Origin of the sequence: Nonomuraea endophytica, from assembly GCF_014203235.1 — a bacterium.
GTDB lineage: Bacteria > Actinomycetota > Actinomycetes > Streptosporangiales > Streptosporangiaceae > Nonomuraea > Nonomuraea endophytica.
This window is the reverse complement of record NZ_JACHIN010000004.1, coordinates 146,143-171,778: the sequence shown is the minus strand read 5'-3', so window position 1 is coordinate 171,778 and position 25,636 is coordinate 146,143. Positions and strand designations below refer to the sequence as shown.

26 protein-coding genes, 3 tRNA genes and 1 pseudogene are annotated in these 25,636 nt (G+C 71.4%); 17 read left to right on the top strand and 13 right to left on the bottom strand.

Annotation, left to right across the window (positions count from 1 at the left end; all coding sequences use genetic code 11):
* The first annotated feature begins 42 nt into the window (after positions 1 to 42).
* A complete protein-coding gene (locus HNR40_RS16315; protein ID WP_184962035.1) occupies positions 43 to 1,260 on the top strand; it encodes a phytase in 1,218 nt (405 codons plus the stop codon).
* On the opposite strand, the gene HNR40_RS16310 is transcribed toward HNR40_RS16315, so the two are convergent.
* Complete coding sequence (locus tag HNR40_RS16310) at positions 1,249 to 1,512, bottom strand: hypothetical protein (RefSeq protein ID WP_184962033.1); 264 nt, start codon at positions 1,510 to 1,512, stop codon at positions 1,249 to 1,251. The genes HNR40_RS16315 and HNR40_RS16310 overlap by 12 nt on opposite strands.
* The gene (locus HNR40_RS16305) at positions 1,509 to 2,315 is read right to left on the bottom strand and encodes a phytanoyl-CoA dioxygenase family protein (RefSeq protein ID WP_184962031.1); all 807 of its coding nucleotides are present in this window, start codon (positions 2,313 to 2,315) and stop codon (positions 1,509 to 1,511) included. Before HNR40_RS16305 ends, HNR40_RS16310 begins: the two co-directional genes overlap by 4 nt.
* A 79-nt stretch (positions 2,316 to 2,394) precedes the next feature.
* Between HNR40_RS16305 and HNR40_RS16300 the strand changes: the two genes are divergently transcribed.
* Positions 2,395 to 3,144, top strand: coding sequence for a helix-turn-helix domain-containing protein (locus HNR40_RS16300; protein ID WP_221340459.1), 750 nt, complete (start codon positions 2,395 to 2,397; stop codon positions 3,142 to 3,144).
* A 51-nt stretch (positions 3,145 to 3,195) separates the two neighbouring features.
* Here the strand turns inward: HNR40_RS16300 and HNR40_RS16295 are convergent, their stop codons facing one another.
* The 4 genes from HNR40_RS16295 to HNR40_RS16280 form a co-directional block, all read right to left on the bottom strand.
* Positions 3,196 to 4,551 (bottom strand): arylsulfatase, encoded by a 1,356-nt coding sequence (locus tag HNR40_RS16295; RefSeq protein WP_184962027.1) that lies wholly within the window; start codon positions 4,549 to 4,551, stop codon positions 3,196 to 3,198.
* Positions 4,552 to 4,613: 62 nt separating this feature from the next.
* On the bottom strand, positions 4,614 to 5,498 hold the full coding sequence (locus HNR40_RS16290) for a sulfotransferase family protein (protein ID WP_184962025.1): 885 nt from the start codon (positions 5,496 to 5,498) through the stop codon (positions 4,614 to 4,616).
* 261 nt (positions 5,499 to 5,759) lie between these two features.
* Positions 5,760 to 7,085, bottom strand: coding sequence for an MFS transporter (locus HNR40_RS16285; protein WP_184962023.1), 1,326 nt, complete (start codon positions 7,083 to 7,085; stop codon positions 5,760 to 5,762).
* A 5-nt stretch (positions 7,086 to 7,090) separates the two neighbouring features.
* A complete protein-coding gene (locus tag HNR40_RS16280) occupies positions 7,091 to 8,026 on the bottom strand; it encodes an NAD(P)/FAD-dependent oxidoreductase (protein WP_221340458.1) in 936 nt (311 codons plus the stop codon).
* Between the two features lie 37 nt (positions 8,027 to 8,063).
* Between HNR40_RS16280 and HNR40_RS16275 the strand changes: the two genes are divergently transcribed.
* The 3 genes and pseudogenes from HNR40_RS16275 (at position 8,064) to HNR40_RS16265 (ending at position 10,057) form a co-directional block, all read left to right on the top strand.
* Positions 8,064 to 8,465 (top strand): MerR family transcriptional regulator, encoded by a 402-nt coding sequence (locus tag HNR40_RS16275; protein WP_184962021.1) that lies wholly within the window; start codon positions 8,064 to 8,066, stop codon positions 8,463 to 8,465.
* Between the two features lie 58 nt (positions 8,466 to 8,523).
* Positions 8,524 to 8,886 (top strand): annotated as a pseudogene (locus tag HNR40_RS57855) (SRPBCC domain-containing protein); the annotation flags it as partial.
* A gap of 166 nt (positions 8,887 to 9,052) precedes the next feature.
* Positions 9,053 to 10,057 carry a cation diffusion facilitator family transporter gene (locus HNR40_RS16265; protein ID WP_184962019.1) on the top strand — a complete coding sequence of 335 codons (1,005 nt, stop codon included), beginning with the start codon at positions 9,053 to 9,055 and terminating at the stop codon, positions 10,055 to 10,057.
* 117 nt (positions 10,058 to 10,174) lie between these two features.
* Here HNR40_RS16265 and HNR40_RS16260 read toward each other — a convergent pair.
* The 4 genes from HNR40_RS16260 to HNR40_RS57205 all read right to left on the bottom strand — a co-directional run bounded on the left by HNR40_RS16260 (position 10,175) and on the right by HNR40_RS57205 (position 11,009).
* Positions 10,175 to 10,249: transfer RNA gene (locus HNR40_RS16260), tRNA-Val, on the bottom strand.
* A gap of 15 nt (positions 10,250 to 10,264) precedes the next feature.
* A tRNA-Cys gene (locus HNR40_RS16255) sits at positions 10,265 to 10,335 on the bottom strand.
* 15 nt (positions 10,336 to 10,350) lie between these two features.
* Positions 10,351 to 10,422: transfer RNA gene (locus HNR40_RS16250), tRNA-Gly, on the bottom strand.
* Between the two features lie 59 nt (positions 10,423 to 10,481).
* On the bottom strand, positions 10,482 to 11,009 hold the full coding sequence (locus HNR40_RS57205) for a CGNR zinc finger domain-containing protein (RefSeq protein WP_312896380.1): 528 nt from the start codon (positions 11,007 to 11,009) through the stop codon (positions 10,482 to 10,484).
* A 107-nt stretch (positions 11,010 to 11,116) separates the two neighbouring features.
* Here HNR40_RS57205 and HNR40_RS16240 point away from each other — a divergent pair, with 107 nt between their 5' ends.
* From HNR40_RS16240 to hutH, 3 genes are read left to right on the top strand one after another with little or no spacing between them, the layout of a single operon-like run.
* Positions 11,117 to 11,881 (top strand): class I SAM-dependent methyltransferase, encoded by a 765-nt coding sequence (locus HNR40_RS16240; protein WP_184962015.1) that lies wholly within the window; start codon positions 11,117 to 11,119, stop codon positions 11,879 to 11,881.
* A gap of 36 nt (positions 11,882 to 11,917) precedes the next feature.
* Entirely contained in the window at positions 11,918 to 12,631 is a 714-nt protein-coding gene (locus HNR40_RS16235; protein ID WP_184962013.1) for an ArsR/SmtB family transcription factor, read from the top strand.
* Positions 12,632 to 12,647: 16 nt separating this feature from the next.
* Entirely contained in the window at positions 12,648 to 14,198 is a 1,551-nt protein-coding gene (gene hutH, locus HNR40_RS16230) for a histidine ammonia-lyase (protein ID WP_184962011.1), read from the top strand.
* 223 nt (positions 14,199 to 14,421) lie between these two features.
* On the opposite strand, the gene HNR40_RS16225 is transcribed toward hutH, so the two are convergent.
* On the bottom strand, positions 14,422 to 15,579 hold the full coding sequence (locus HNR40_RS16225; protein WP_184962009.1) for a Rid family hydrolase: 1,158 nt from the start codon (positions 15,577 to 15,579) through the stop codon (positions 14,422 to 14,424).
* Between the two features lie 77 nt (positions 15,580 to 15,656).
* Here HNR40_RS16225 and HNR40_RS16220 point away from each other — a divergent pair, with 77 nt between their 5' ends.
* The 4 genes from HNR40_RS16220 to HNR40_RS16205 are packed head-to-tail and all read left to right on the top strand — an operon-like array spanning position 15,657 to position 20,202.
* The gene (locus tag HNR40_RS16220) at positions 15,657 to 16,592 is read left to right on the top strand and encodes a LysR family transcriptional regulator (protein WP_246509156.1); all 936 of its coding nucleotides are present in this window, start codon (positions 15,657 to 15,659) and stop codon (positions 16,590 to 16,592) included.
* Positions 16,535 to 17,539, top strand: coding sequence for a chorismate-binding protein (locus HNR40_RS16215; protein ID WP_184962005.1), 1,005 nt, complete (start codon positions 16,535 to 16,537; stop codon positions 17,537 to 17,539). The genes HNR40_RS16220 and HNR40_RS16215 overlap by 58 nt, the downstream gene beginning before the upstream one ends.
* A complete protein-coding gene (locus HNR40_RS16210; protein ID WP_184962003.1) occupies positions 17,536 to 18,366 on the top strand; it encodes an aminotransferase class IV in 831 nt (276 codons plus the stop codon). The genes HNR40_RS16215 and HNR40_RS16210 overlap by 4 nt, the downstream gene beginning before the upstream one ends.
* A gap of 39 nt (positions 18,367 to 18,405) precedes the next feature.
* Positions 18,406 to 20,202, top strand: coding sequence for a serine/threonine-protein kinase (locus HNR40_RS16205; RefSeq protein WP_184962002.1), 1,797 nt, complete (start codon positions 18,406 to 18,408; stop codon positions 20,200 to 20,202).
* Here the strand turns inward: HNR40_RS16205 and HNR40_RS16200 are convergent.
* Positions 20,199 to 21,554 (bottom strand): LVIVD repeat-containing protein, encoded by a 1,356-nt coding sequence (locus tag HNR40_RS16200; RefSeq protein ID WP_184962950.1) that lies wholly within the window; start codon positions 21,552 to 21,554, stop codon positions 20,199 to 20,201. The genes HNR40_RS16205 and HNR40_RS16200 overlap by 4 nt on opposite strands.
* A gap of 84 nt (positions 21,555 to 21,638) precedes the next feature.
* Here HNR40_RS16200 and HNR40_RS16195 point away from each other — a divergent pair, with 84 nt between their 5' ends.
* The 4 genes from HNR40_RS16195 to HNR40_RS53590 all read left to right on the top strand — a co-directional run bounded on the left by HNR40_RS16195 (position 21,639) and on the right by HNR40_RS53590 (position 23,986).
* Positions 21,639 to 22,298: a DUF305 domain-containing protein gene (locus HNR40_RS16195; protein WP_184961999.1), complete on the top strand. Its 660-nt coding sequence runs from the start codon at positions 21,639 to 21,641 to the stop codon at positions 22,296 to 22,298.
* Between the two features lie 23 nt (positions 22,299 to 22,321).
* Positions 22,322 to 22,507, top strand: a complete 186-nt coding sequence (locus tag HNR40_RS16190) for a hypothetical protein (RefSeq protein WP_184961998.1) — start codon at positions 22,322 to 22,324, stop codon at positions 22,505 to 22,507.
* A 71-nt stretch (positions 22,508 to 22,578) separates the two neighbouring features.
* Positions 22,579 to 23,073, top strand: a complete 495-nt coding sequence (locus HNR40_RS16185) for a DUF4352 domain-containing protein (protein WP_184961996.1) — start codon at positions 22,579 to 22,581, stop codon at positions 23,071 to 23,073.
* A gap of 469 nt (positions 23,074 to 23,542) precedes the next feature.
* Entirely contained in the window at positions 23,543 to 23,986 is a 444-nt protein-coding gene (locus tag HNR40_RS53590; protein ID WP_312896378.1) for an MFS transporter, read from the top strand.
* 162 nt (positions 23,987 to 24,148) lie between these two features.
* On the opposite strand, the gene HNR40_RS16175 is transcribed toward HNR40_RS53590, so the two are convergent.
* Entirely contained in the window at positions 24,149 to 24,415 is a 267-nt protein-coding gene (locus tag HNR40_RS16175; RefSeq protein WP_184961994.1) for a hypothetical protein, read from the bottom strand.
* A 469-nt stretch (positions 24,416 to 24,884) separates the two neighbouring features.
* Here HNR40_RS16175 and HNR40_RS16170 point away from each other — a divergent pair, with 469 nt between their 5' ends.
* On the top strand, positions 24,885 to 25,619 hold the full coding sequence (locus HNR40_RS16170) for an SAM-dependent methyltransferase (RefSeq protein WP_184961992.1): 735 nt from the start codon (positions 24,885 to 24,887) through the stop codon (positions 25,617 to 25,619).
* Positions 25,620 to 25,636: the final 17 nt, after the last annotated feature.

Below are 25,636 nucleotides of genomic sequence, written 5' to 3'. Positions count from 1 at the left end.
GGCGTTCACCGGCCGTTCCCGCGCGAACGCCACACTCCGCGCATGCGTACCCTCCTGCTCAGCCTCGCGCTGGTCGCCGTCAGCGCGGCGCCCGCGCTGGCCGCCGACCTGCCGCGGGCGACCCCGGTCGCCGAGACGCCCGCCCTCTTCGACGACGCGGCCGGCGGCAACGCCAACGGCGACGACCCCGCCATCTGGGTCAACAAGAAGAACTCCGCGCGCAGCCTGGTCATCGCCACCGCCAAGGAAGGCGGCCTCTACGTCTACGACCTCGACGGCAAGCAGCTCCAGCACGTCGCCGCCCCGCCCGCGCCGGGCAAGGACGACGAGCCGGGCCGCTTCAACAACGTCGACCTCGTCTACGGCTTCCACGGCAGGGACCTGGCCGTCGTCTCCGACCGGGGCCGCGACCAGCTCCGCTTCTACGCCATCGACCCGGTCACGCTGCGCCTGACCGACGTGAGCGACCCGGCGGCGCCGTACGTCTTCAACAAGGACCAGAAAGAGGTCAACGAGGCCCGCACCGCCTACGGCCTGGCCACCTGGCAGGACGGCGGGGGCGACTACGCGCTGGTCAGCCGCCGCCACCAGACCCGGATCGGGCTGGCCAGGCTCACCGAGCGCCGCGGCAAGGTGAGCTACAAGCTGGTGCGCACCCTCGACCTGCCCCGCGCGTTCGAGCTGCCCGACGGCTCCCGCTGGCGGCCGTGCGGCGAGCCCGGCGAGCTGGCCCAGGTCGAGGGCATGGTCGTCGACCGCGGCCGGGACGTGCTCTACGCCGCGCAGGAGGACGTCGGCATCTGGCGGCTGCCCGCCGACCTGTCCGGTAAGCCCGTCCTGGTCGACAAGGTCAAGGAGTACGGCCGGCAGGACACCTACGACCCCAAGACCGAGGAGTGCCTGCCCGGCGAGGACCGCGGTTACGGCGGCGAGCACCTGGCCGCCGACGCCGAGGGCCTGACCATCTGGTACGGCACGGGCGGCGCCGGCTACCTGCTGGCCTCCAGCCAGGGCGACAACACCTTCGCCGCCTACCGCCGCGAGGGCCGCAACGCCTACCTCGGCTCGTTCCGGGTCGGAACCGGCCGGGGCATCGACGCCACCGAGCACAGCGACGGCGCGATGGTCGTCGGCGAGCCGCTCGGCCGGTTCCGCAAGGGCCTGCTGGTCGTCCACGACGGGCAGAACACCCCGGCGGACGGCGAGCGGGAGAACACCAACTTCAAGTTCGTCCCCTGGGACGCGCGGCTAGTCCGCTAGCTTCTCGAAGAAGAACTCGTGCTTGAGGAACGACGTGTCGTACTCGTGCCCGGGATAGGGCGGGATGAGCTGGGAGGCCTGGAACAGCCGCCAGCCGTCCCGCAGGGCCGCGACCCCGCTGTCGTAGGGCGGCTCGTCGCCGTCGCCCGTCGTCGGGGTCGTGCGCCCGGTGCCGTCGTAGGACGCCCAGCCGACCACGGGCGCGTCCAGGGCCGAGGTGGCCAGGTAGAGAACGAGAACCTGCTGCTTCACGCGATCCTCCGGGGACGGTTGCTGACACGGGTGGCCCAGTGGTCGACGTCGAATCCGTCGAAGCCGGTCATCGCGCGCCACATCGCGACCCGGTTGTAGACCTCCAGCCGGCCCGTCGCGGGCTCGTACCAGGGGAAGCGGGTGGACAGTTCCTCCGGCACGGCCGGGTCGTCCAGGTCGGCGGTGTCCCAGAGCCGCACCTGCCGTACGGTCGGGTTGAAGCGGATCTTGAACATGTAGCGCCGCTCGGCGCTGTCGTTGCGCCGCCCGCCGTGCCAGATGCCGTGGTGCAGCAGCAGCACGGTGCCCGCCGGGCAGGTCAGCCTGATCTGCCCGCGCAGGTTCTGGTAGCGGCCGGTGTCGCTCTCGTTGGTGCGCCGCAGGTGGCTGCCGGGCACCAGCAGCGTGCCGCCCATGGCCGGGCTCACCTCGTGCGGGAAGTACATGAGCTGCACGTCGAAGGCGTCGGTGCGGGTGTCGATGATGGCGTCGCCGTGCAATGGCTGGGCGCTGCCGCCCTGGGGCTCGCGCACGTGCACGGCGTGGTGGTCGACGGTCGGGTCGGGGCCGACCAGGCTGCGCAGCGCACCGGCCACCCGGGGGACCTCGACCAGCCGGCGGGCGAACGAACCCTCGGGGAAGGCCAGCGGCAGCGGCGTGCCGTACGGGACCGGGGGGATGCCCGCGGAGAGCACGCCGATCGCCTCCGCGTTGAGCTCCTCCGGCACCGCGGCGTCCAGCCGCAGGAACCCCTGGGCCACGAACCGCGCCACCTCCACCGAGGTGAGAAGAGTGGTTTCCATGCGTCAACCGTAGGATCGCAGGCCCTGCTCATTCGTGGGTCTGGCTCACCATTACTGGTAGATTCTCACCATGGACCGGGTGACGTTGCGACTCGGCGCGCCGCCCGAGGTGGCCAATGCCGGGGTGGGCGTGCACGGGGGCGGCCGCCGCCGCGACATCTTCCGCCTGCGCGGCCTGTGGCAGCTGCATCTCTACTCCTACTCCGCCCGGCTGACCGTCGGCGGCCGCACCCACGAGATCCGGCCGGGCCGGGTGAGCCTGATCCCGCCCGGCGAGCTCGTCCAGTACTTCTACGAGGGCCGCTCCGAGCACCTCTACGCCCACCTGCGCCTGCCCGAGCAGGGCGAGCCGGTGACGGTGCCGCTCATGCAGGACGCCGGGGCCGACACCCCGTTCCTGCGCGACCTGCTGCGCCAGGCGATCACCGCCGCGCCGGTGACGCCCGCGATGGCCGCCGCCGCGGCGTGGACGGTGCTGTGGCGGGTGGCCCGGCTCGCCGAGTCCGAGGGCCCGCACGCCGCGGTGCGGCTGGCCATCGCGCACATCGAGTCACACCTGGCCCAGCCGCTGACCGTCCCCGAGGTGGCGGGCGCGGCGGGCATCTCGCACAACCACCTGACCCGGTTGTTCCACGCCGAGACCGGCGACACCGTCGTCGCCTACATCCGGCGCCGCCGCCTGGAGCAGGCCCGCCACCTGCTGCGCGAGACCACGCTGCCGATCCCGGCGGTGGCCGCCGCCGTGGGCCTGGCCGATCTGCAGGCCTTCAACAAGGCCTGCCGCCGCGAGCTGGGCGCCGCCCCGCGCGCCATCCGCCAGTCGGGCTGACGGTCTGAGCGGCTTTGGAGCGGCGCGTACGGCCTGTTGGGCTGTCGGGCTTTAGAGCGGCGCGTACGGCTTGCGCGGGTCCGGCCCGATCGCGCGGTCGAGTTCGGCCAGCAGGTCCGCGGCCAGGCCGGGCCGCGCGGCCGCGAGGTCACGGCGCTCGCCGGGATCGTCCCGCAGGTCGTACAGCTCCACCCGCCCGCGCGGCCCCGCCCCCGCGATGCCCGGCGCGAACCTGACCGCCTTCCACCGCCCGCGCCGGATCGCCTGGACCTTGCGCGGCCGGTTCCAGATCAGGTGCCGCCGCTTCGGCGCCCCCGCCCCGGTCAGCGCGCCGCGCAGCGACACCCCGTCGAGCCCCTCGGGCACCGGCATCCCGGCGAGGTCGGCCAGCGTCGGCAGCACGTCCCAGAACGCCACCGGCCGCCGCTCTACCCGCGCCTTCACCCCCGGCGACCAGGCGATCATCGGCACCCGGATGCCGCCTTCGTACAGGTCGCGCTTGTCGCCGCGGAAGGGCCCGTTGGAGTCGAACAGTTCCGGCGTCACGCCCTTCTCGCTGTGCGGCCCGTTGTCGCTGGTGAACAGCACCACCGTGCGCTCGGCCTGCCCGCTGTCGCGCAGCGCCCGCACCAGCGCGGCCACGTCCGCGTCCAGCCGGCCGACCTGCGCCGCGTGCCGCCGGTTCGGGCCGGTCCACGGCCGGTCCTCGTACGGCCCCGCGTCGCCGCCGGGCACCACGCTCGGCGAGTGCGGCAGCGTGGTCGGGAAGTAGAGCAGGAACGGCCGCTCGCGCTCCTTCTTGATGAAGCGCACCGCCCGCCGCCGGAACAGGTCGGGCGCGTAGGAACGTCCGCGCAGCGGCACCGTGCGGTCGTTGTGCCAGAGCCGCTGCGGATAGTACCGGTGCGCGGCCCGGTGCCCGATGAAGCCGAAGAACTCGGCGAAGCCCCGCTCGTTGGGATGCGAGGGCTGGCCGGGCAGGTCGGGTCCGAAGCCCCACTTGCCGATGCACGCGGTGTCGTACCCGGCCAGTTGCATCACCCCGCCGAAGGTCAGGTCGGCGTCGGTGAGCGAGCGCTGGGGGCCGCCTTCGGGGTTCTCGCGGACCGTCCCGTGCCCGGCGTGCAGACCGGTGAGCAGCGCGCAGCGCGAGGGCGCGCACAGGGGCGCGCCCGAGTAGGCCGCCTCGAAGCGCACGCCCTCGGCCGCCAGCCGGTCCAGGTTCGGGGTCGCGATCGTCCGCTGCCCCTGGAAGCCGACCTCGCCCCAGCCCAGGTCGTCGGCGAGGACGACCACGACGTTCGGCCGCGCGGGCGGTCCGGCGCTCGCGTGAGTGGCCGGGCCGCCCAGGAAGGGGGCGGCCATGGCGCCGGTGAGCAGGGTGCGGCGAGAGGGCCCGGAGATCATGTCGGACACCTTGGAGGCCGCGGGGGAACGCCAAGCCAACGACCCGTTAACCACGGGCGAACTCACAGGTAGCGCCACCGGCGGCAGATCTCCCAGAGCTTCTCCGGCACCTCGTCCGGCGCCGGCAGCGGGCGGCCCTCCACCACACTGCCGGTGCGGATCTTGTCACGCCAGTCGCCGATGCCCTTGACGAAACCGCCGTGGTCGCGCGAGCCGTACTCCAGCATGGCCGGCTCCCACGCGACCTCCAGGAAGTCGCAGACCTTGCGCAGCACCGGGCCGGGCTCGGCGACCAGGTCCTCGTAGGTGACGGTCAGACCGGGCAGGTGCTCGCGGGCCTCCTGCAGGTAGACCATGTAGTTGAGGGTACGGCTGACCGCCTCGTCCATGGGCCGGTTGTCGGGGTCGGCCTCGTGCCAGGACTGCGCGATCGACATCGGGTGGCGCAGCAGGAACAGGAAGCGGGCGTCCGGCCAGCAGGTGGCGATGCGCCGCCAGGCGAAGACGTTGCTCGGCGTCTTCTCCACCATGATCTGCTTGCCGCTGCGGGCCAGTTCCCGGTGCAGGAGGCGGTCCCAGATCAGGTGCTCGACGTCGCTGTGGGTGTGGCCGAGGGCGGCCACGGCCTGCCGTACCGGATCGGTGGGGAAGCCGGTCGTCACGCGGCGGAAGTGCGTCTCGATCGGGGAGTGGATCAGCGAGTGGCTGTTGAGCAGGACCCGCAGCAGCGTCGAGCCCGAGCGCACCGACGAGAACAGGAAGACCGGAGCGCGCAGCAGCCGGTCGTGCACCGGATCGGCGGGGCCTCTGACCTCGTCGTCCGGCAGCCGCACCAGCGCGGGATGCGGCTTCGGCGGGGGCACCGGGCGGGGCACGCGGGTGGCCCGCGAGAGCGTGTACCCGGTGAGACCTTCGAGCGTGGCGTTCGCTCGGTACTTCCAGTTCATGCCCGGCACCGTAGAGGGAGCCGGTTAACCACGCGTTAACCCCGCCTGAGAACGTGTTCGGCTTGCCATCAGTCATCACTTTTCCTGACATGCCGCGCTTTTGCGGGAGGGGCGGGACAGACTGGGGGGCATAGCACCGTCGAGGGGGCTGGTGGACATGCGGGCCTGGGGTGGGTCCGGGCGGGGATCCGGTCATCTGTGGGTCGTGGCGATGTGGGGGCTGATCTGGTTGCTGGACACGGCGGAATTCCTGCTGCACATCTAGCGGGGCAGGAACACGAGGAGCGCGACCAGGGTGACGGCGGCCGGGATCCCCCAGGTGAGGACCTCGGGGACAGCCGCGGCCGTCCCCTGCGTGCTGCCGTCGAGCGCGCGGGTGAGCAGGGTGCCGAACGCGGCCACGCCAAGCGACAGGCCCAGTCCGCGCGCGGTCATCGTGGCCGAGGTGGTGGCGGCCAGGTCGGCGGGGGAGACGGCGTTCTGCGCGACGACCACCAGATTCTGCATCAGCAGCCCGAACCCGGCGCCGAGCACGCCGAGCGCGACGGCGAGCAGCGCGTACGGCGTGCCGGGCTCCAGCCTGCTCAGCAGCACGAACCCCACGACCACGATCGACGCCCCGGCCAGCAGGAACGGCCTGAACCGCGTCCCGATCCTGGCGCCAGCCACGAACGACACCGCCGTGAACGTCAGGACATAGGGCGTGAGCGCCAGCCCCGCCCGGGTCGCCCCCATCCCGTACGCGGCCTGCACGAACGTGGGCAGGTAGACCAGCGAACCGCCGAGCAGCGCGCCGAGCAGAGCGGTGGCCGGCAGGACCACGCGCAGCGCCGGGACGGCGAACAGCCTGGGCGGCAGCATCGGGTCTGGCGCGCGGCGCTGCCACCACACCGACAGCGTCAGCAGCACCGCGAAGGCCGCCGCCGCCACGCCCGAGGGCGACTCGGCCAGCAGCAGCAGGCTGACCGCGGTGCCCGCGATCAGCGCCGCTCCGGCGAGGTCGAGCCTGCCCGCGGCACCCGGCTTGGGCAGGCGCAGCGCGTACCCGACCAGAGCCATGCCGATCGCGGCGAGCGGCAGGTTGACGTAGAAGATCCAGCGCCAGCCGGCGGCGTCGGTGATCAGGCCGCCCGCCAGCGGGCCGCCCACGCCGGCCAGGGCGAAGACGCCGCCGGTGAAGCCCTGGACGCGGCCGCGCAGGTGTAGCGGATACAGCTCGGACAGGGCCACCGCCGGGACCACGAACAACGCGCCCGCCCCGATGCCCTGGAGCGTCCTCGCCGCTATCAGGTGGGGCATCGTCTGGGCCAGGCCGGACAGCGCGGAACCGGCGGCGAACACGGCCAGCGCGGCCAGGAACACCGTGCGCCGGCCGAAGCGGTCGCTGACGCGCCCGTAGAGGGCGCCGGTCGCGGTCGAGGCCAGGACGTAGGAGGTGACGATCCAGCCGATCGCGTCCATGCCGCCCAGGTCTTCGGCGATGGCGGGCAGCGCGATGGCCACCACGGTCTGGTCCAGGACCGAGAGCGCCATGCCCAGCAACAGGCCGGCGGTGGCCATCGTCTTCCGGGTCGGGTGTGCGGACATCGCGCTCAGCCCTTCGGGGCCGCGAACGCGGGCAGGTCGAAGTCGGCGCTCAGCAGGTCCTGGTCCAGGGCGGCCCCGGCGACGGTTCCGGCGGCAGCCGCGGCGATGACCGCAGCCAGCGGGACCGGGACGGTGGCCCGGCGGGCCAGGTCGCCCGCCGCGTAGACGCCGCGGACGCTGGTCTGGCCAAACTCGTTCACCTCCACGCAGCCGTCGGCGAACGTGGCGCAGCCCAGCCGGGCGGCCAGGTCCGTCTGGTTCCTTCGCGCCACGTTGACCACGAACACCGCCTGCCTGGGCAGCGGCGGGCCGTCCTCGAACACGATCCGCTCCAGCCGGGCGTCTGCCGCCTCCAGGCGGGCGATGCGCTCGTCCCGCACGGTGACGCCATGGGCCAGGAGCTTCGCCCGCGCGGCCGGATCGAGTGGTTCTTGATCGGTGCACAGGGCCACGTCGGCGAAGCGGCTCAGTTGCAGCGCCAGCCGTACCCGGGCGGGAGCCGCCCCGACCACCGCGACCGCCTTGCCCGAGACCTCCCACCCGTGGCAGTACGGGCAGTGGAAGGCGGATCGCCCCCACAGCGCCTCGACCCCGGGCGGGCCGGGAAGGGCGTCGGACAGCCCGGTCGCCAGCAGGAGCCGGCGCGCGCCCGCCGTAGCCCCACCGGACAGCTCCACCCGGAACCCGGGACTGACAGCGGTGACCGTCTCCTCCCGGATCTCCACGGACGGATAGGCCGACAGCTCCGCGCGGGCGAGCTCGCGCAACTCGGCGGGCGGCGTGCCGTCCCTGGTCAGAAAGTTGTGAACGGCCTCGGCCGGGGCGTTGCGGCCGTGCCCCGCGTCGAGCAGGAGCACCCGGCGGTGCGCCCGCCCGAGGATGAGGGCGGCGGCCAGCCCGGCCGGCCCGCCCCCGACGATGACGACGTCGTTGATTGACATGCCGGAAAGTCTGCAAGTTAATGTCAACATGAAGTCAATGCGCATCGGGGAACTCGCCGACCAGTTCGGACTCGGGACGCACGTCCTGCGCCACTGGGAGACGATGGGCCTGCTGACCCCCGCCACCCGGGTGAACGGCCGCCGCCAATACACCCGCGACCACGTCATCCGCGTCATGACGATCATCCGCGCCAAGGGCGGCGGCATGAGCCTCGACCAGATCGGCGACGTCCTGTCGGCCACCGGCAAAGCCGAACGCCGGGCCCTTCTCCAGCGGCACCACGCGGACCTGGAACGGCGGCTCGCGGAGATCACGACGTCCAAGCGGCTGATCGAACACCTCATGGAATGCGGCGCGGAAGACTTCACCCAGTGCCCCGACTACCGGCGCATGGTGGAAACCGCGGTCGGCCTCTCCGACTGCGTGGGCAATTCTTGAACGTGCCGGGGTGCGCGGGTGAAGCGGTGGCCAGGTCCACGGGGGCACACTCCTGGCCATGCAGACTCTCCAGCTCACCAAAGCCCCCGCCGCGTACGCATGCATGATCGTCCGCGCGCCCGCCGAGACGGCGTTCCAGGCCTTCGCCGACCCGTCCGTCACCACCCGCCTGTGGTACTCCAAGAGCAGCGGCCCCATGCTTCCGGGCGCGGAGTTGCGCTGGGAATGGGAGAGGTACGGCGCGACCGTTCAGGTCTGGGTCAAGGCGGTGCAGGAGGGACGCCTGATCCGGTTCGAGTGGGGCAACTACGAGCAGCCGACCACGGTGGAGATGCGCTTCACCCCGCAAACCGGCGACGCCACGTTCGTCGAGGTCACCGAGACCGGCTTCCAGGGCTCGGGCGATGACACGATCCAGTGGGTCAACGACACCGTCGGCGGCTTCACCACGGTGTTGTGCGCCCTGAAGGCCCTGCTGGAGCACGGCATCGAACTCAACGCCGTCTCCGACCACCACCCAGCGGCTGATTCGTTGTCACATGCGTACATGAATATATATAATTCAGGGGCCACCGAGAGGGGACGCGATGACACACCCCAACCCTCCACACCACAGCCACGCCCCATCAAAGCTGGGCCACCTCCTCAAACCCCACAGCCACGACACCGCCGACAAAACCGACGCGGCCCTGGAGTCCAGCAGCCGAGGCATGCGCGTCCTGGCCGTCTCCTTCGCCGCCCTCATGATCACGGCCCTGATCCAAGCCGTCATCGTCGCCCTGTCCGGCTCGGTGGCCCTGCTGGGCGACACGCTGCACAACTTCGCCGACGCGCTGACCGCCGTCCCGCTGGCGATCGCCTTCTCCCTGGGCCGCCGCGCCGCCACCCGCCGCTTCACCTACGGCTACGGCCGCGCCGAAGACCTGGCCGGCATCGTCATCGTCACCCTGATAGCCGCCTCGGCCGCGCTGGCCGCGTATGAGGCCATCAAACGCCTGATCACCCCCGAGGACATACAAGCCCTGGGGTTGGTGGCGGCCGCAGGAGTCGTAGGCTTCGCGGGCAACGAGTGGGTGGCCCGCTACCGCATCAAGGTGGGCCGCGAAATCGGCTCAGCCGCCCTGGTGGCCGACGGCCTGCACGCCCGCACGGATGGCTACACCTCCCTGGCCGTTCTCCTAAGTGCCGGAGGCGCGGCCCTGGGCTTCCCGTTGGCCGACCCGATAGTGGGCCTGCTCATCACGGTCGCGATCTGCTTCGTCCTGCGCGACGCCGCCCGGGAGATCTACCACCGCCTGATGGACGCCGTGGACCCCGCCCTGATCACCCAAGCCGAACAGACTCTGACCGCGGTACCAGGCGTAGAAGGCGTGGGCGCGGTCCGCATGCGCTGGATAGGCCACACGCTACGCGCCGAAGTAGACATCACGGTCAGCCACGAGCTGACCCTGATCGAAGCACACGCGGTGGCGGTAGAAGCGGAACACCGCCTGATCCACGAAATACCCCGCCTGAGGGCCGCGACCGTCCACGCCGACCCCGACGGCCCACCCGACACCGACCACCACTCGCCCTTGCAAACCCACCGGTAAGCGCTCGGTCCGCTACGCCAGGCTCCGGCCCGGACATGTCGCCATTCGACTGGCTGGAGAGTCCTTCAGAGGGCGAGCTTCGGCTCTGCCTGCCCTCACGGCTGAAGGGCTGGATGGTGGTGGACGATACTGGGATTGAACCAGTGACCTCTTCCGTGTCAGGGAAGCGCTCTCCCGCTGAGCTAATCGTCCGGGATATTCAACTTGAGGTGGAGACGGGATTTGAACCCGTGTGGACGGCTTTGCAGGCCGCTGCCTCGCCTCTCGGCCACTCCACCGAGCCGGAAGCCTCGAGCGGAAGACGGGATTTGAACCCGCGACCCTCACCTTGGCAAGGTGATGCTCTACCACTGAGCCACTTCCGCGAACACCGCGATCAGCGGCGACGAGAGAACTGTAGCGAATCTTCCCCCTCTCCCCAAACTCAGTTCTTCGCCCTGGCCCGGAACGCGGCCGTCTTCACCCGGTTCTGGCACGCGGTCGAGCAGAAGCGCTTGGTGCCGTTGCGGGAGACGTCCACGTAGACGCGGTCGCAGGCGGGCGCCGTGCACACGCCGAGCCGGTCGGCGAACTCGCTGCCCAGCACGATCGCCAGCGCCGTCGAGCAACTGGCGCCCCAGTCGCCGGCCACGGTGCCGCCGGGGCCGTGGAAGTGCAGGTGCCAGGGTTCGCCGTCGTGGCGGTCGAGGCGGGGGCGGGCGTTGTGGTCGTCGAGCAGGCGGTTGACCTGGGCGGCGGCGGTGTCGGGGTCCTCGGCGGAGACCGCTTCGAAGACGGCGCGCAGCCGTACGGCCACGCCTGCCAGCTCTTCCGCCTCCGGTGCGGTGAAAGGGCGGTGTGCCGGGTAGACCTCGCGGGCGCTGGTGGTGGCGGCTTCGTCCAGGACCTCGGGCGTGAACGGGCGTCCTCGCCGCATGCCGGGGGTCAGTGCGTTGACGAAGCTCACCGTCACCCGCGTGACACTGTCCGTGTGACTGTTGAAGTTCACTTGACCGGTTACAACCTCTCGGTTAGCTTGTGACTATCCAAAGTGTAGACGACAGTTACAAGGAGCCGGTTGTGCTTACCCATGACGCCGCCCGTGAATGGATCGACCGCTGGGACCTGCAGCAGGCCGGATACCTGCCCGACCGCGAGGAGCGCTTCACCGCGCTGATCGACGCCGTTGAGGCCCTCGGCCGTACCGACCCCCTTGTGCTGGACCTCGGCTGTGGCCCCGGATCGCTCTCGGCCCGCCTGCTCGATCGTCTGCCGAAGGCCACGGTGATCTCCATCGACGCCGACCCGCTCCTGCTGGGCCTGGGCCGCGCCGCGTACCCGCGACTCACTTTCGTCTCCCGGGACCTGAGGGCCCGGGGCTGGAGCGACGGGCTCGGCCTGGACCGGCCCGTGGACGCCGCGGTCAGCACGACCGCGCTGCACTGGATCACCGGCTCCGAGCTGGCCGGTGTCTATACCGAGGTGCATCAGGTCTTGCGTCCGGGCGGGTTGCTGCTCAATGGCGACCACCTCAACAGCGACGATGACACTCCCGCCCTGGCCGAGCTTGAGCGGGCGATCCACGAGAAGGAGACCGAGCGCCGCTTCCGCGAGGCGCGGCCCGAGGACTGGCAGGAGTGGTGGCAGGCCGTCGTCGCGGACCCCGATCTGGCCGAGCTCAACACCGCCCGCCACGACCAGGGCACCACGCACAACGGGGAGGAGTCCGAGCTGCTGTCCACGCACGCGCGTGCTCTGCGCACGGCCGGGTTCGCCGAGGTCGGCACGCTGTGGCAGCGCGGCAACAACCGTCTGCTGTGCGCGGTGAAGGACCGCGATGCTTAGACCGGGGCCGAAACGTCGGTGGGCTAGCGTCGCATCATGGCCGCAGAACATCTCACCCGCGACGCCGACATCGCACCGGTCGCCGCGCTCATCGCCGACCCGACCAGGGCCGCCATGCTCAACGCGCTGCTCGACGGCCGAGCCCTGGCGGCCGGGGAACTGGCCAGGCTGGCCGGAGTGAGCGCCGCCACCGCCAGTTCCCATCTGGCCAAGCTGCTGGAGGGCCGCCTCGTGGAGGTGGTCAGCCAGGGCCGCCACCGCTACTACCGTCTGGCCGGGCACGACGTGGCCGAGGTCCTGGAGGTACTGGCCCGGGTCAGCGCGCGGCCCGCCGTACGGTCGCTGCGGCAGTCGCGCCAGGCGCGGCTGCTGGAGGAGGCCCGCACGTGCTACGACCACCTGGCCGGACGGGCGGGCGTGGCGCTGCTGGACCGGCTGCGCGCCGACGGGCACCTGGACGGCGGCGAGCTCACCGCGGCGGGGGAGCGGGCGCTCAAGCTGATCGGCGTGGACGTGGACGCGGTGCGCAAGGCGCGCAGGAGGTTCGCGCCCGACTGCCTCGACTGGACGGAACGGCGGGCCCACCTGGGCGGAGCGCTCGGCGCCGCGCTGACCGAGGCGTTGTTCGAGCGGGGCTGGATCGCCCGCGGGAGCATCCCCCGCGCGGTGACCGTGACAGAAGAGGGCAGAAGGGAGTTGTTCCATGGTAAGGAGCTAACATCGCATACGCCGGTTACCCAACACCCCTAAACGAGAGAGTGGCAGCATGCGCGACAACGTAGTCGTGAACGTCGGTCCCGAGCCGCTGAGCTTCGAGGACGTCATCCGCGTGGCCAGGGACGGCGCCGCCGTACGCCTGACCGACGACGCGATCGCGGCGATCTCCGCGGCCCGCCAGCGCGTGGACGAGCTCGCCGAGAGCCCGACGCCCGCCTACGGTGTGTCGACCGGCTTCGGCGCGCTGGCCACACGGCACATCGACCCCGCGCTCCGCGCGCAGCTGCAGCGCTCGCTCGTGCGCTCGCACGCCGCCGGCAGCGGTCCCGAGGTCGAGACCGAGGTCGTGCGCGCGCTCATGCTGCTGCGCCTGCACACGCTGGCCACCGGCCACACCGGCATCCGCCCGATGACGGCCAAGACGCTCGCCGCGCTGCTGAGCGCGGGGATCACGCCGGTGGTGCACGAGTTCGGCTCGCTGGGGTGCTCGGGCGACCTGGCGCCGCTGGCCCACGTGGCGCTGACGCTGATGGGCGAGGGAGTGGTACGCGACGCGGCCGGCAACCTCACCCAGGCCGCCGAGGCCCTCAAGCAGGCCGGCATCGAACCGGTCGAACTCGCCGCCAAGGAGGGCCTGGCCCTCATCAACGGCACCGACGGCATGCTCGGCATGCTGATCCTGGCCATCGACGACCTGACCAGGCTGCTGAAGACCGCCGACCTGAGCGCCGCCATGAGCGTGGAGGCACTGCTCGGCACCGACCGCGTCTTTGCCCCCGAGCTGCAGGCCCTGCGCCCCCAGCCCGGCCAGGCGCTCGCCGCCGCCAACATGGTCAGGATCCTGGCCGGCTCCGGCGTCATGGCCAGCCACCGCGATCCCGAGAACTGCGCCCGCGTCCAGGACGCCTACTCCCTGCGCTGCGCCCCGCAGGTCGCCGGCGCCGCCCGCGACACCGTCGCGCACGCCGCCAACGTCGCCACGTGGGAGCTGGCCAGCGCCGTCGACAACCCCGCCGTGCTCGACGACGGCCGCGTGGAGTCCAACGGCAACTTCCACGGCGCCCCCGTCGCCTACGCGCTCGACTTCCTGGCCATCGTCGCCGCCGACGTGGCCTCCATGTCCGAGCGCCGCACCGACCGCTTCCTCGACGTGGCCCGCAACCACGGCCTGCCCGCCTTCCTCGCCGACGACCCCGGCGTGGACTCCGGCCACATGATCGCCCAGTACACGCAGGCCGCCATCGTCTCCGAGATGAAGCGCCTGGCCGTCCCCGCCAGCGTCGACTCGATTCCGAGCTCGGCCATGCAGGAGGACCACGTCTCCATGGGCTGGTCGGCCGCGCGCAAACTGCGCAAGTCGGTCGACGGCCTGACGCGGGTCCTGGCCATCGAGATCCTCACCGCCGCCCGCGCCCTCGACCTGCGCGCCCCGCTGACGCCCGCCCCCGCGACCGGCGCCGTGGTGTCCGCCCTGCGCGAGGCGGTCCCCGGCCCGGGCCCGGACCGCTTCCTCGCCCCGGAGATCGAGTCCACCGTCCGCCTCGTCGCCGACGGCGCCCTGCTCTCCGCCGCCGAGGCCGTAACGGGTTCTCTCTCTTAAGAGCCCCCGTCCGTTAGGGCTCTCTTTGAGGGCCCCCGTCCGTTAGGGCTCTCTTTGAGGGCCCCCGTCCGTCAAGGCTCTCTTTGAGAGCCCCCCATCCGTTACGGCGAAGCCGCAGCCACCCCCGCCCGCCGCACGTGGATCCCTCTGTCCAGGGAGACGGTCGTCCAGCGGGGGTGGTGGCCCGCCGTGACGAGCGCCCCGCCGGCCGCCTGAGGCTGGCTCACGAGGGCAGCGCCACGATCGCGTCCACCTCCAGCACCAGCCCCGGCATGAACAACCGGGACACCTCCACCGACGTGCTGGCCGGAGGCGTGCCCGTGATGTAGCGCTTGCGCACCTCCCGGTAGGCCGGAGCCTGCGACATGTCCGTCAGGTACGACCGGATGAACGCGATGTCCCCGAACCCCGCCCCCTGATCGGCCAGAATCCGCTCCAGGCACGCGAAGACATGCTCGGCCTGCGCCCCCATGTCCCCGGGCGCCACCACGTTCCCGTTCTCGTCGAATGCCGCCTGCCCGGAGATGTACAGCGTGTCCCCGGTTCGTACCGCGTGCGAGTACATGCCGTTGGTGGCGGGCACGGTCGGCGGGTTGATCGGCGTGACCCGGGACGGACGGCCCGCGCCGACGTGTTCCGCGATCGCGGTCACGTCACGGTCGCCGAGCCCGGCCGCCTCGGCCGCGCGCAGGCGCAGGCGGGCGGCGGTGGCCAGCGTTCCGCCCTCCCACGCGGCCAGCTCCAGGTCCTTGGCCGCGAGTCCCAGCGCGAAGCGGGTCTCGGTCCCGGGATCGCGCAGGCGTTCCGACAGGCCGCCGAGCGGGGTGCCCGCGAGCACGTCCAGCACCGCCTCACGGGAGACGCCGTGCGCCTCGCCGTACGCGAGAGACTCGGCGATGAGCACCTGCGCGGGCAGGAACGCGCTCATGACGGCGAGCTTCAGCGCCGCCCCCGACCCCAGCGGCCCGCACTCGCGCACGGTGCCGAAGACGGACAGCAACTCGCGCACCGGCTCCACCGCCCCGCCCGCCAGCACCGTCAGCGTGCCGTCGGTGGCGGGACCCACGCTGCCGAGCACGGGCGCGTCCACCAGCGACACCGAGGACGGCAGCAGCTCGCGCACCCGCGTGACGGCCGGCGGCCCGATCGTGGACATCTCGATCACGGTCGCGTCCGGCCGCAGCCCCGGCAGCGCCGACGCCAGCACCTCCAGCACGGCGGGGCCGTCGCGCAACATCGTGATGACGACCGAGGCGCCCTCGACAGCCTGCGCCACCGGTGTCCCGGTGCCGCGCCGCCACGTCGTCACTTTGTGCCCGGCCGCCTCAAGCCGGCGGGCCATGGGGACGCCCATGCGCCCCTGTCCAAGAAAAGCAATCATGTTTCCCTTTATAGAAGAGGTGCGAGCCATTCCACCACCGACTACATTGCATACCAGCCATGCTTGAGACGAATGACTTGCGACTGTTTGACGAAGTGGCCCGCTCCGGCTCGTTCACCGCCGCCGCCGAACTGCTCGGATACACCCAGTCCGCGGTCTCGCGCCGCATCGCCGCGCTGGAGCGCGAGGCGGGCGGCCCGCTGTTCGAGCGCCGCGCCAGGGGCGTACGGCTGACGCCCGCCGGCCACGCCCTGCACCGGCACGCCCTCGCCGTCCTGGAACGCCTGGACCAGGCGGGGGAGGAGCTGGCCGCCATCCACGCCGGAGGCGGCGGCAGGCTGCGCGTGGGTGCTTTCGCGACCGCCAACGTCGAACTGGTGCCCGCCGCGCTCAAGCGCTTCGCCGGCCGGAGCCCCGGCGTCGAGGTGCGCCTCGCGGAAGGGCTCAGCCCCCGCCTGGTCGAACGCCTGGAAGCCGGCGAACTCGACGTCGCGGTGATCAGCGACTACCCGGCCGGTCTGCCCGCGGGCGGTCACACGGTGCCGCTGGGCGAGGACCGGCTGCTGGTGGCGCTCCCCGACGGCCACCCCCTCGCCGCCCGCGCCGCCGTCGACCTGGCCGACCTGCGCGAGGAGACCTGGATCGAGGCCGCGCCGAGCGGCCAGCCGACGCTGCTCGTGACCGCCTGCGCCGCGGCCGGGTTCGTGCCGCGCGGCGGGCTGCGGGTGGCCGAATGGTCGGGCAAGTTCGGCTTCGTCGCCGCCGGGCTCGGCGTCACGCTCGTGCCGGAGCTGGCGGCACGGGCCGTACCCCGGGGCGTCGTGCTCCGCCCGCTCGGCGCCGCCGCCCCGACCAGGCGCTATTACGCGGCGTTGCCGGACGTCCCGCTGCCCGCCGCCCTGGCCTTCGTGGACTTGTTGTGCGAGGTGGCATCACGCACTGGGACAATGGCCGCGTGTACGACAGCTTCGCCCATGTCGGCGGGCGGCTCGCCACCGGCCTGCGCGACCTGACCACGGACCTGGCCGCCCTCGACGGCGAGGGCTGGTGGGCCGTGGTGGTCGACTACGAGGGCAAGGTCAGCTGCGCCCGCTTCGACCAGGTACGCCACGCCCCGCTGCCCCCGGCCGGACCCTGGCACGGACCCGGCGCCCGCCAGTGGCGCAGTTCCCTCGACCGGGCCGCCTACGAGCGCGGCGTCCAGGCCATCCGCGAGCACATCCGCCAGGGCGAGGTCTACCAGGCCAACCTCACCCGGATCCTCACCGCGCCGCTGCCGCCGGAGGCCGACCCGCTCGCCCTGGCCCACCGCCTGGCCGAACGCAACCCCGCCGCGTACGCCGCGGTGATCAGCCTGCCGGGCCGTACCGTGGTCTCCGCCTCGCCCGAGCTCTACCTCTCCCGCGACGGCGCCGTCGTCGAGTCCCGCCCCATCAAGGGCACCGGGGCCACCGAGGCCGACCTGCTCGACAAGGACTACTCCGAGAACGTCATGATCGTCGACCTGGTCCGCAACGACCTCGGCCGGGTGGCGGCGGTCGGCTCGGTGCAGGTTCCCGCGCTGTGCGTGCCCGAGGCCTACCCGGGCTCGGTGCACCTGGTCTCGACCGTCCGCGCCCGGCTGGAGCCCGGCAAGGGATGGCCCGAGCTGTTCTCGGCCACGTTCCCGCCCGGGTCGATCACCGGAGCGCCCAAGTCCTCGGCCCTGCGCATCATCAATGAGCTCGAACCCGAGCCCCGCGGGCCGTACTGTGGGGCCGTGGGCTGGGTCGACGCCGACCGCGGCACGGCCGCGCTGGCCGTGGGCATCCGCACCTTCTGGATCTCCGGTCAGGAGATCCGGTTCGGCACCGGCGCGGGCATCACCTGGGGCAGTGACCCCCGGCGTGAATGGCAGGAGACCGAGCTGAAAGCATCCAGGCTCATCGCACTCGCATCTCGCTTTGGAGGAGATAGATGACAGTCCCTGTCTGGGTCAACGGGGAGATCCTCGACCCCGCCCGAGCGAGCGTCTCGGTCTTCGACCACGGTCTCATGGTCGGCGACGGCGTCTTCGAGACGATCAAGATCGTCAACGGCGTGTCGTTCGCGCTCACCCGCCACCTCGACCGGCTCCGGCTCTCCGCCCGGCGCATGGACCTGCCCGAGCCCGACACCGACGCCATCGCCGACGGCATCGGACAGCTCCTGGCCGTCGCCCCCGCGTGGCCGCTCGGCCGCATCCGCGTCACCTACACCAGCGGCCCCGGCCCGCTCGGCTCCGACCGCGGCGACCAGGGCGGCACCTCCGTCGTGATCGTGGACGAGCAGAAGCCCTTCCCCGGCACCGCCGCCGTCACCGTCGTGCCCTGGCCGCGCAACGAGCGCGGCGCGCTGTCCGGCGTCAAGTCCACCTCCTACGGCGACAACGCCAAGGCCCTGGCCTTCGCCAAGGCGCGCGGCGGCGGCGAGGCGATCTTCGGCAACCTCGCCGGGAACCTGTGCGAGGGCACCGGCTCCAACATCTTCATCGTCCGCGACGGCCGCCTGATCACCCCCACCCTGGAGGCCGGGCCGCTGGCCGGAGTCACCCGGGCGCTGGTCGTCGAGTGGTGCGGCGCCGAGGAGGCCGACGTCCCGCTGCAGGCGCTCTACGAGGCCGAGGAGGCGTTCCTCACCTCGACCACGCGCGACGTGCAGCCCATCAAGCTCGTCGACCAGACCACGCTGCCGGTCGCGCCAGGACCGATCACCGCCAAGGCGATGCAGGTCTTCGCCGAGCGCTCTGCCGCCGATCTCGACCCGTGAGCTAGTCTCGTGCCCCGCATACCGATCATGTGAGGCATCGTGGACATCGGCCCGTACCGCATCCTCCGCGAACTCGGGCGAGGCGGTCAGGGCACCGTCTACCTGGGCCGGGACGACCGCGGCGAGCTCGCCGCGGTCAAGGTCGTCCACGGGTTCGACCGCGCCTTCGACCGCGAGCTCGCCGCCGCCCGGCAGGTCGCCGAGTTCTGTACGGCCCGCGTCCTGCGTGCCGACCTGGACCACAACCCGCCCTACGTGGCCAGCGAGTTCATCGACGGCCCCGCGCTGCACCAGGTGGCGCCGCTGCGCGGGGCGGCGCTGACCCGGCTGGCCATCGGCACCGCCACCGCGCTGACCGCCATCCACCGGGCCGGAGTCGTGCACCGGGACTTCAAACCGGGCAACGTCCTCATGGGCCCGGACGGGCCGCGAGTGATCGACTTCGGCATCGCGCGGCTGGTGGACCTGTCCCAGTCGCAGGGCGCCGCCGGGACGCCTCCCTACATGGCGCCGGAGCAGTTCGCGGGCGGGCAGGTCGGGCCCGCGGCGGACGTGTTCGCGTGGGGCGCGACCATGGTGTTCGCCGCCTCAGGACGGCCGCCGTTCGGCTCCGACACCCTCGCCGCCGTCGCCTACCGCATCATCCACGCCGACCCCGACCTGGGCGAACTGCCCGAGCCGCTGCGCACGATCGTCGCCCGCTGCCTGGCCAAGAACCCCATGGCCCGGCCCACGGCCCGCGACCTGCTGCTGAACCTCCTGGGCGAACACGCCCCCGCCCAACCGGACGCCGCCCTACGCCAAGGCAAGGCCGCCGCTCAACCCGCAGGCCCCGCAGACCCGAGATCCTGGCCCACACCAGGCCCGCCGCAGGGGCCGCCGGGCGCCATGCCGGGCATGCCGGGCGCTCCGGGTGCCATACCGGGCGCTCCGGGCGCTGTTCCGGGGGTGTCCACGGCGCCCGGTTCCTGGGGCGGGGCCGTACCCACTGAAGGGGTGTCAGGACGGGTGTCGCGGCGGGTGGTGCTTGTCGGCGGTGCGGCGGCACTGGCCGTGGCGGCCACCGGCGTGGTGCTGTGGCGTGGCGGGCTCGGCCAGGGCACGCGCGCGAACCCCACCCCCACCGCCGACGGCACGCCGACCACCCCGGGCAGCACCCCGAGCGGCAGCCCCGGCAGCACTCCGAGCGGCACGCCCAGCGCGGCCGCCCCGCCCGCGGCCGGGCAGCTCGCGGATGTCATGGAGAGCGCGGTCGGGCTGGCGCCGATGGCCGACTTCACCCTCGACGCCCGCATCACCCAGGGCACCTGGCACACCACCGCCACCGGCCGCCTGGCCTACGACCCGCAGGTCTCCGACGTCCGCATGGACACGCGGGTCACCGCCGAGCACGTCGAGCCGGCGCTGACCGGGCGCGTGCTGATGGCCGAGCAGGACTACGTCGGCGGCCGGCTCGTCACCGACCAGTCCAAGACCCCGATCATGCTGTACGCCCGGTTCGTGCACGCCGTCGCCTCGATCGCCAACGTGGCCGACCTGGCCAGGCTCACCCCGGGCGTGCAGTCCGAGGGCCGGACCTACACCGGCTCGCTGCCCACCACCAAGGGCCCGGAGTCGCTCTGGCGGCAGATCAGCGCCATCAACAACGACGAGATCCCCCAGGAGCAGCTCGCCAAGACCACGCTCTCCTGGGTGCTCAAGCTGGACGAGCGCAACCGGCCGCGCTCGCTGCAACTGTCGTGGCACATGCTCCTCGACGAGGGCGCCCGGCTGACCTCCCCGTTCAACGTCACCTACAAGGGGTGGCGCGACGGGGAGATCAGCGAGCCCGGCTAGTACGACTTCTGTGTCTGGACGTTGAAGTCGTCCATCTTGACCTGCTTGGCCGGGTCGGTCAGCGGGTCGTCGATCTGGATGACGTCCAGGCCCTTGAGGATGTCGCTGGAGTAGATGTAGCCGTTGTAGTAGTACGCCGACCAGGAGCCGGCGATCGAGTGGTCGCCGCCGGCCGGGCCGCGGTCGAAGAAGCCGACCTCACGCGGGCTGTGGGAGTCGGTGAAGTCCCAGACGGAGACGCCGCCCTGGTACCACGCCTGGACCATCACGTCCTTGCCCTTGATCGGCAGCAGCGAGCCGTTGTGGGCGACGCAGTTCTCGTTCGAGGTCTGCTCGCGCGGCATCTTGAAGTAGCCGCGGCGTTCGAGCTTGCCGTCCACGATGTCGTAGATGGCGTTGGCGCCCTTGGTCTTGGGCGTCTTGTTGTCGCAGGTCGCCATCCCGCCGCCGCCGAGTTCGTCGCTGAAGACGACCTTGGTGGCGTCGTTGTTGAACGTGGCCGAGTGCCAGATCTGGAAGTTCTCGGTGTCGCGTACCTGCTGCAGGACCTTGGGCTTGACCGGGTCGGCGATGTCCAGGAGGACGCCGTCGCCGAAGCAGGCCGCGGCGGCGAGGTTCTTCTCGGGGTAGGCGGTGATGTCGTGGCAGCCGGCGGCGAACATGCCTTCGCCCTGGCCATCAGGGAAGATGTTCGGCTTGGCCACGATTTTTGCGGACTTGGGGTCCTTTACTGGGATTTCTACGATCTGGATGAGTTCGTGGGGTGGCGGGCAGGTCTTCGAGTCCGGTTCGGGGCCGGGGGAGGAGACGTACACGTACAAGGTGTCGGGGTTCTTGCCCGGGACCATCGTGTGGGTGTGCGAGCCGCAGTCGGTGCGCACCGCGGAGACGTACGTGGGGTTCTTCTTGTCGCTGATGTCGAAGATGCGCAGGCCCTCCCAGCCGGCCGAGGACGGCCCGGTGCCCTGGTCAGAGTCGCACTTCTCGCCGCCGCGCGGCTCGTCGATCGACAGGATCAGCAGGTCGCCGTAGACGGAGACGTCGTTCTGCTGCGACGGGCAGGAGACCTGGCTGACCGGCTTCGGCTGCGTGGGGTCGCTGATGTCGAAGATCGAGAACCCGCCGAAGTTGCCCACGTACGCGTAGTTCCCCTGGAAGGCCAGGTCGGAGTTCCAGCTCATCGGGCCGTCCAGCGGCGCCGTCCGCGGCATGTTGGCGACCAGCTTCACGTTGTCGCTGGTCATCACGTCAGCCATGGTCTTCGCCGAGGGCGACGCGCTCGACGGCGTCTTGCTCGCCGGACTCGGGCTGGGCCCGGCGGCCGGTGTCCCGGCGCAGGCCGCCACCAGCATGACAGCCGCGCCGACCACCGCCACTCGTAGCTTCGCAGGGATCACGCGTGCACTCCTTCAATGTCGTGGCCCAGTATGGAAGCTATGTCAGTACAGTTCCGGCCGCGTCTTCTCTTCATCACAGTTCTGCTGACATTCGCCCTGGCCGCCTGCGCGACGGAGAGCGCCGGCCCCTCTCCCGTCGGCACCGACGCGCCCGTCCTGGTCCCGCACGCCCCGGGATCTCCCGCCCGTACGGCCACGCCCGGCGAGCGCCTTCCGCGGCCGGAGCAGCAGCCGTCCGCGGCCGACGTGCGATTCGCCGAAGGCATGATCCCGCATCACCGCCAGGCCCTGGAGATGGCCGGCCTGGTCGCCGAACGCACCCGCACCCCCTCCATCCGCCGCGTCGCCGACCAGATCAGGCTGACGCAGGAGCCCGAGATCCGCATCATGTCCGGCTGGTTGTCGGCGCTGGGCCGGGCCGTACCCCAGACTCACGGTCACCCCACGGGGCAGCCCGCGAACGGCATGGCCACCCTCACCGAGATGAACGCCCTGCGCGCGGCCCGCGACGGCCAGTTCGACCGCATGTTCCTGCGCCTCATGATCAGGCACCACGAGGGCGCCCTGACGATGGCCGACGCCGCCCTGCGCGAGGGCACCGACCAGCGCATGCGCATGATGGCCAGGGACGTGGCCGCGGGCCAGAGCATCGAGATCGCGCGTATGCGGGAGGCCATGAGGTCATTACCCGCTCTTTAGGTTTATGGCCTTAGGCTTCAACCATGGCAATCTGGCGCACTTCCGACGGGATGCAGGTGGAGGCGGTCGTAGTCGACGATCAGCCCGTCCTGCGCGTGTCGCGGCGCGTCGAGGACAAGCTGTACTTCCGCGGCTACGTGGACAGCGTGGACGATCTCCACAAACACGGTGTGGACCTGGCCGACCTCACCGAACACCCCGCCGCCTGACCTCTGGCGGAGCGCGCGCCCTTGCTGGTTAAGTGGTTGGCCGCGCGTCCGATCGCCAGGAGGCTCCCACGATGTCCCAGGTTCCGCGCACGCGCGTCGCCATCGCCGCCGCCGCGCTCCTGTTAGGCGTCGCCGCCGTGGTGGTTTTCCTGCGTTCCGGGACGTCCGCGAGCATCGGCCAGGCCGTGACGGACGGCGGCCTGACCATGACCGTGACCAAGGTCGAGCAGCTCGACCGGATCGGCGCCGAAAGCCTCGGCAAGGCCGCGCGGGGGCGGTTCGTCGTCGTCCACCTGTCGGTGAAGAACACCGGCACCCGGGCGCAGGCGTTCATCAGCGACTCCCAGAAGCTGCTGGCCGGCGGCGCCGAGTACCGGGCGGACGCGGGCGCCGCCGTCTACGTGGACGGAGCGGACTCGAAGCTCCTCTACGAGAAGATCAAACCCGGTGACACGATCACCGGCGCGCTCGTCTTCGACGTTCCCAAGGGCGTTCAGCCCGGCAGCATCGAACTGCACGAGCGGGCGTCGTCCGGCGGCGCCGAGGTGAACCTCCAGCCCCAGTAGCCGCTGCTACGCTGGATTGATGTCCAAAACGGACAAGGTGCGCCGTCTCTGAGAGCGACGGCGCCAAATCCCAGTTCACGCCGTCGCTCCTGACTTAGGGCCAGGAGCGCCGTTTGGGCGCTCGGATGGCTTCCGTACCGGAGCGCACGCATGTTCACCTTGTCCGTCCGTCAACGCCGGCGTGTCCTGGCCGCCGACCTCACCTCCACCGCGGTCTTCCCGCTCGCGATCACCGGCTCGACCGCGGTCGTACCCGACGTCACCGCCCAGCTCCCCGGCGCCGTCGCGCTAGGCCCATGGATCGTCCTCGCCTACGACGGGCTCTTCGCCGCCGCCCTCCTGCTGGCGGGCGCGACAGCCGACCGCAGCGCCCGCACCCGCTTCTTCGCTTTGGGCAACCTCGTCGTCGCTGCCCCCGGCGTCCTGTCTCGCCTTCGCCCCCGACCTCGCGTCCCTGGTCGTCCTGCGGGTGATCGCCGGCGCGGGGGCGGCCATGTGCGCCGCGGGCGGGTCCTCGATGATCCTCGCCGTCTACCCGCCGGAAGAGCGCCGTCGCGTGTACGGCTGTGCCGGCGCCGTCCTGGGCAGCAGCCTCGCCCTGGGCCCGGTCGTCGGCCAGGGCCTGATGGCGGTCGGCGGTTGGCCCCTGGTCTTCCTCGCCCCGGCCGCCGTCGCCGGTCTGGCCGCCCTGGCCACCGTGGGACTCCCTGCTCTTCGTGGTCCCGATACCCCCGCGACCCTTGACCTGGCCGGGGCCGTACTGTTCGGCGTCACCATCGCCGCCGCGGTGACCGCTCTCGGGCTCGGGCCTGGCTGGGTGTCTGCCGGGCTTGTCCTTGTCGCCCGGACACCCAGAGTCGCCAGCCCGAACCTTCGGGTTGACGTTCAGGCAGGCCCCAGCCTGGACCTGTAGGTGATTTCCAGCTCTTCGGGTTGGCGTTTGGGTGGACCCCGGGTTGGATAGGTGGGTCCCGGCCCGGACGCCGGGAGAGTCCCCAGCTCGGGCGCAGGGATCGGCCCCGCGAGGAGTCCCTCGCGGGGCGGTTTACGCGGATGATGTTCGCCGGCGGGCGGGCTAGTGGTGGTTGTTGTGGTGCTTGCCCTTGCACCACTGCTTGACCCAGCGGTGGTGCTTCCAGCAGTACCAGCACTTGCGGTCGTGCTTGTCCCACCGCCATTTGCACTTGGGCTTCGCCGCCGACGTCGAGAGCTGCGAGGTGGATGCCACCGAGCAGCTTGTCTTGGTCTGGGTCGACGCGCTTGCCGCCTGCGAGGTGACCGTTCCGGTGACCGCGAACACGGACGCCGCGATCGCGGCGCCGACGAGTATGCGCTTCAGCATCAGAGATCCATCCCTGATTTGAGGCCCAGCGGATGTCTGGGCAGGTGGATGGCGCCGAATTCCGGTCAACAGGACACGCGAGAACGGCGCTTACGGAACGTATCCGACGCTAACTGCCAACACCCCGCACGGTCTCCCGCTAGGAAGCAAAGCCTTATTTCCGACATTTCACTATTTATACGAAAAGGCCATCTTTGGGGGGAGTTGTGGTCGTCGTGAAGCTGTTCTGACCAGGCGCTTAGCGGTCGAACCGACTCTCGCGACCAGGTATGTAAGCACTCCGGCGCGTTCGAGTACCCCGATGTAATAAATGCAACCACCTCGAGTTCAACAAATGGTGGGAAGACGCAACGGTCATTCGGAAAAGCCGGGCGCGGCTCTTTCCGCGCTCACCCGGCCCGCCGCCGCGAGCGGCCCGATCGCAAGGGCGGCCCCACTCCCGCTCGCGCCCACTGGAAGGATGGCCGCCATGGATCGACAACTGCTGAGCGCCATCGCCCACCGTGACCACCCGATCGCCGCGCCGATCTCGGAGTCCAACCTCGACAGGTTGCTACGCCGGGCGGCGTTGCCGGAGCGGGCCAGAATCCTCGACCTCGGATGTGGCGAGGGCGAGTGGTCACTACGGGCCCTCGAAGTCGCCCCCACAGCCGTGGCCGACGGCGTGGACATCTCCCCGCATGCCATAGCCAATGCGGAGAAGGCGGCGACCCGGCGAGGCCTGTCCGACCGCATGACGCTGCACACGATGCCCGCCTCGGACTTTTCGGCCGCCGAGCCGTACGACCTGGTGCTCTGTGTGGGCTCGACGCACGCCTTCGGCGACTTGAAGCAGACGATGGAAGCCATCGGCCGGTTCGTCCGCCCCGGCGGCCTGGCCCTGGTGGGCGAAGCCTTCTGGGAACGCCCCCCGGCACCGGAAATCGTGGAGGCCATCGGCCAGTACCCCGACCTGGCAGGAACCGTGGAAACGGCCGAATCCGACGACTGGCTGACCGTCTACGCCCACATCAGCGAACTGGCCGAGTGGGACGAGTACGAGTGGTCATGGACCGGCACCCTGACCCGCTGGGCCGCGGCAGCTTCCGGCCCCGACGCCGACCAGGCCCTGGAGGCCGCGAGAGAACACCGCGACCTGTGGCTCAACGGCTACAGGAACACGCTCGGCTTCGTCTCCCTGCTCCTGCAGCGCAAGACAGCCTGACCTCCTCGCCGTAAAGG

Coding starts and splice junctions, on each gene's coding strand:
- HNR40_RS16315 (WP_184962035.1), top strand. CDS start 43: ATGCGTACCCTCCTGCTCAGCCTCGCGCTGGTCGCCGTCAGCGCGGCG.
- HNR40_RS16305 (WP_184962031.1), bottom strand. CDS start 2,315: ATGGAAACCACTCTTCTCACCTCGGTGGAGGTGGCGCGGTTCGTGGCC.
- HNR40_RS16295 (WP_184962027.1), bottom strand. CDS start 4,551: ATGATCTCCGGGCCCTCTCGCCGCACCCTGCTCACCGGCGCCATGGCC.
- HNR40_RS16290 (WP_184962025.1), bottom strand. CDS start 5,498: ATGAACTGGAAGTACCGAGCGAACGCCACGCTCGAAGGTCTCACCGGG.
- HNR40_RS16285 (WP_184962023.1), bottom strand. CDS start 7,085: ATGTCCGCACACCCGACCCGGAAGACGATGGCCACCGCCGGCCTGTTG.
- HNR40_RS16280 (WP_221340458.1), bottom strand. CDS start 8,026: ATGTCAATCAACGACGTCGTCATCGTCGGGGGCGGGCCGGCCGGGCTG.
- HNR40_RS16275 (WP_184962021.1), top strand. CDS start 8,064: ATGCGCATCGGGGAACTCGCCGACCAGTTCGGACTCGGGACGCACGTC.
- HNR40_RS16265 (WP_184962019.1), top strand. CDS start 9,053: ATGACACACCCCAACCCTCCACACCACAGCCACGCCCCATCAAAGCTG.
- HNR40_RS16235 (WP_184962013.1), top strand. CDS start 11,918: ATGGCCGCAGAACATCTCACCCGCGACGCCGACATCGCACCGGTCGCC.
- hutH (WP_184962011.1), top strand. CDS start 12,648: ATGCGCGACAACGTAGTCGTGAACGTCGGTCCCGAGCCGCTGAGCTTC.
- HNR40_RS16225 (WP_184962009.1), bottom strand. CDS start 15,579: ATGATTGCTTTTCTTGGACAGGGGCGCATGGGCGTCCCCATGGCCCGC.
- HNR40_RS16210 (WP_184962003.1), top strand. CDS start 17,536: ATGACAGTCCCTGTCTGGGTCAACGGGGAGATCCTCGACCCCGCCCGA.
- HNR40_RS16200 (WP_184962950.1), bottom strand. CDS start 21,554: ATGCTGGTGGCGGCCTGCGCCGGGACACCGGCCGCCGGGCCCAGCCCG.
- HNR40_RS16195 (WP_184961999.1), top strand. CDS start 21,639: ATGTCAGTACAGTTCCGGCCGCGTCTTCTCTTCATCACAGTTCTGCTG.
- HNR40_RS16190 (WP_184961998.1), top strand. CDS start 22,322: ATGGCAATCTGGCGCACTTCCGACGGGATGCAGGTGGAGGCGGTCGTA.
- HNR40_RS16185 (WP_184961996.1), top strand. CDS start 22,579: ATGTCCCAGGTTCCGCGCACGCGCGTCGCCATCGCCGCCGCCGCGCTC.
- HNR40_RS16175 (WP_184961994.1), bottom strand. CDS start 24,415: ATGCTGAAGCGCATACTCGTCGGCGCCGCGATCGCGGCGTCCGTGTTC.
- HNR40_RS16170 (WP_184961992.1), top strand. CDS start 24,885: ATGGATCGACAACTGCTGAGCGCCATCGCCCACCGTGACCACCCGATC.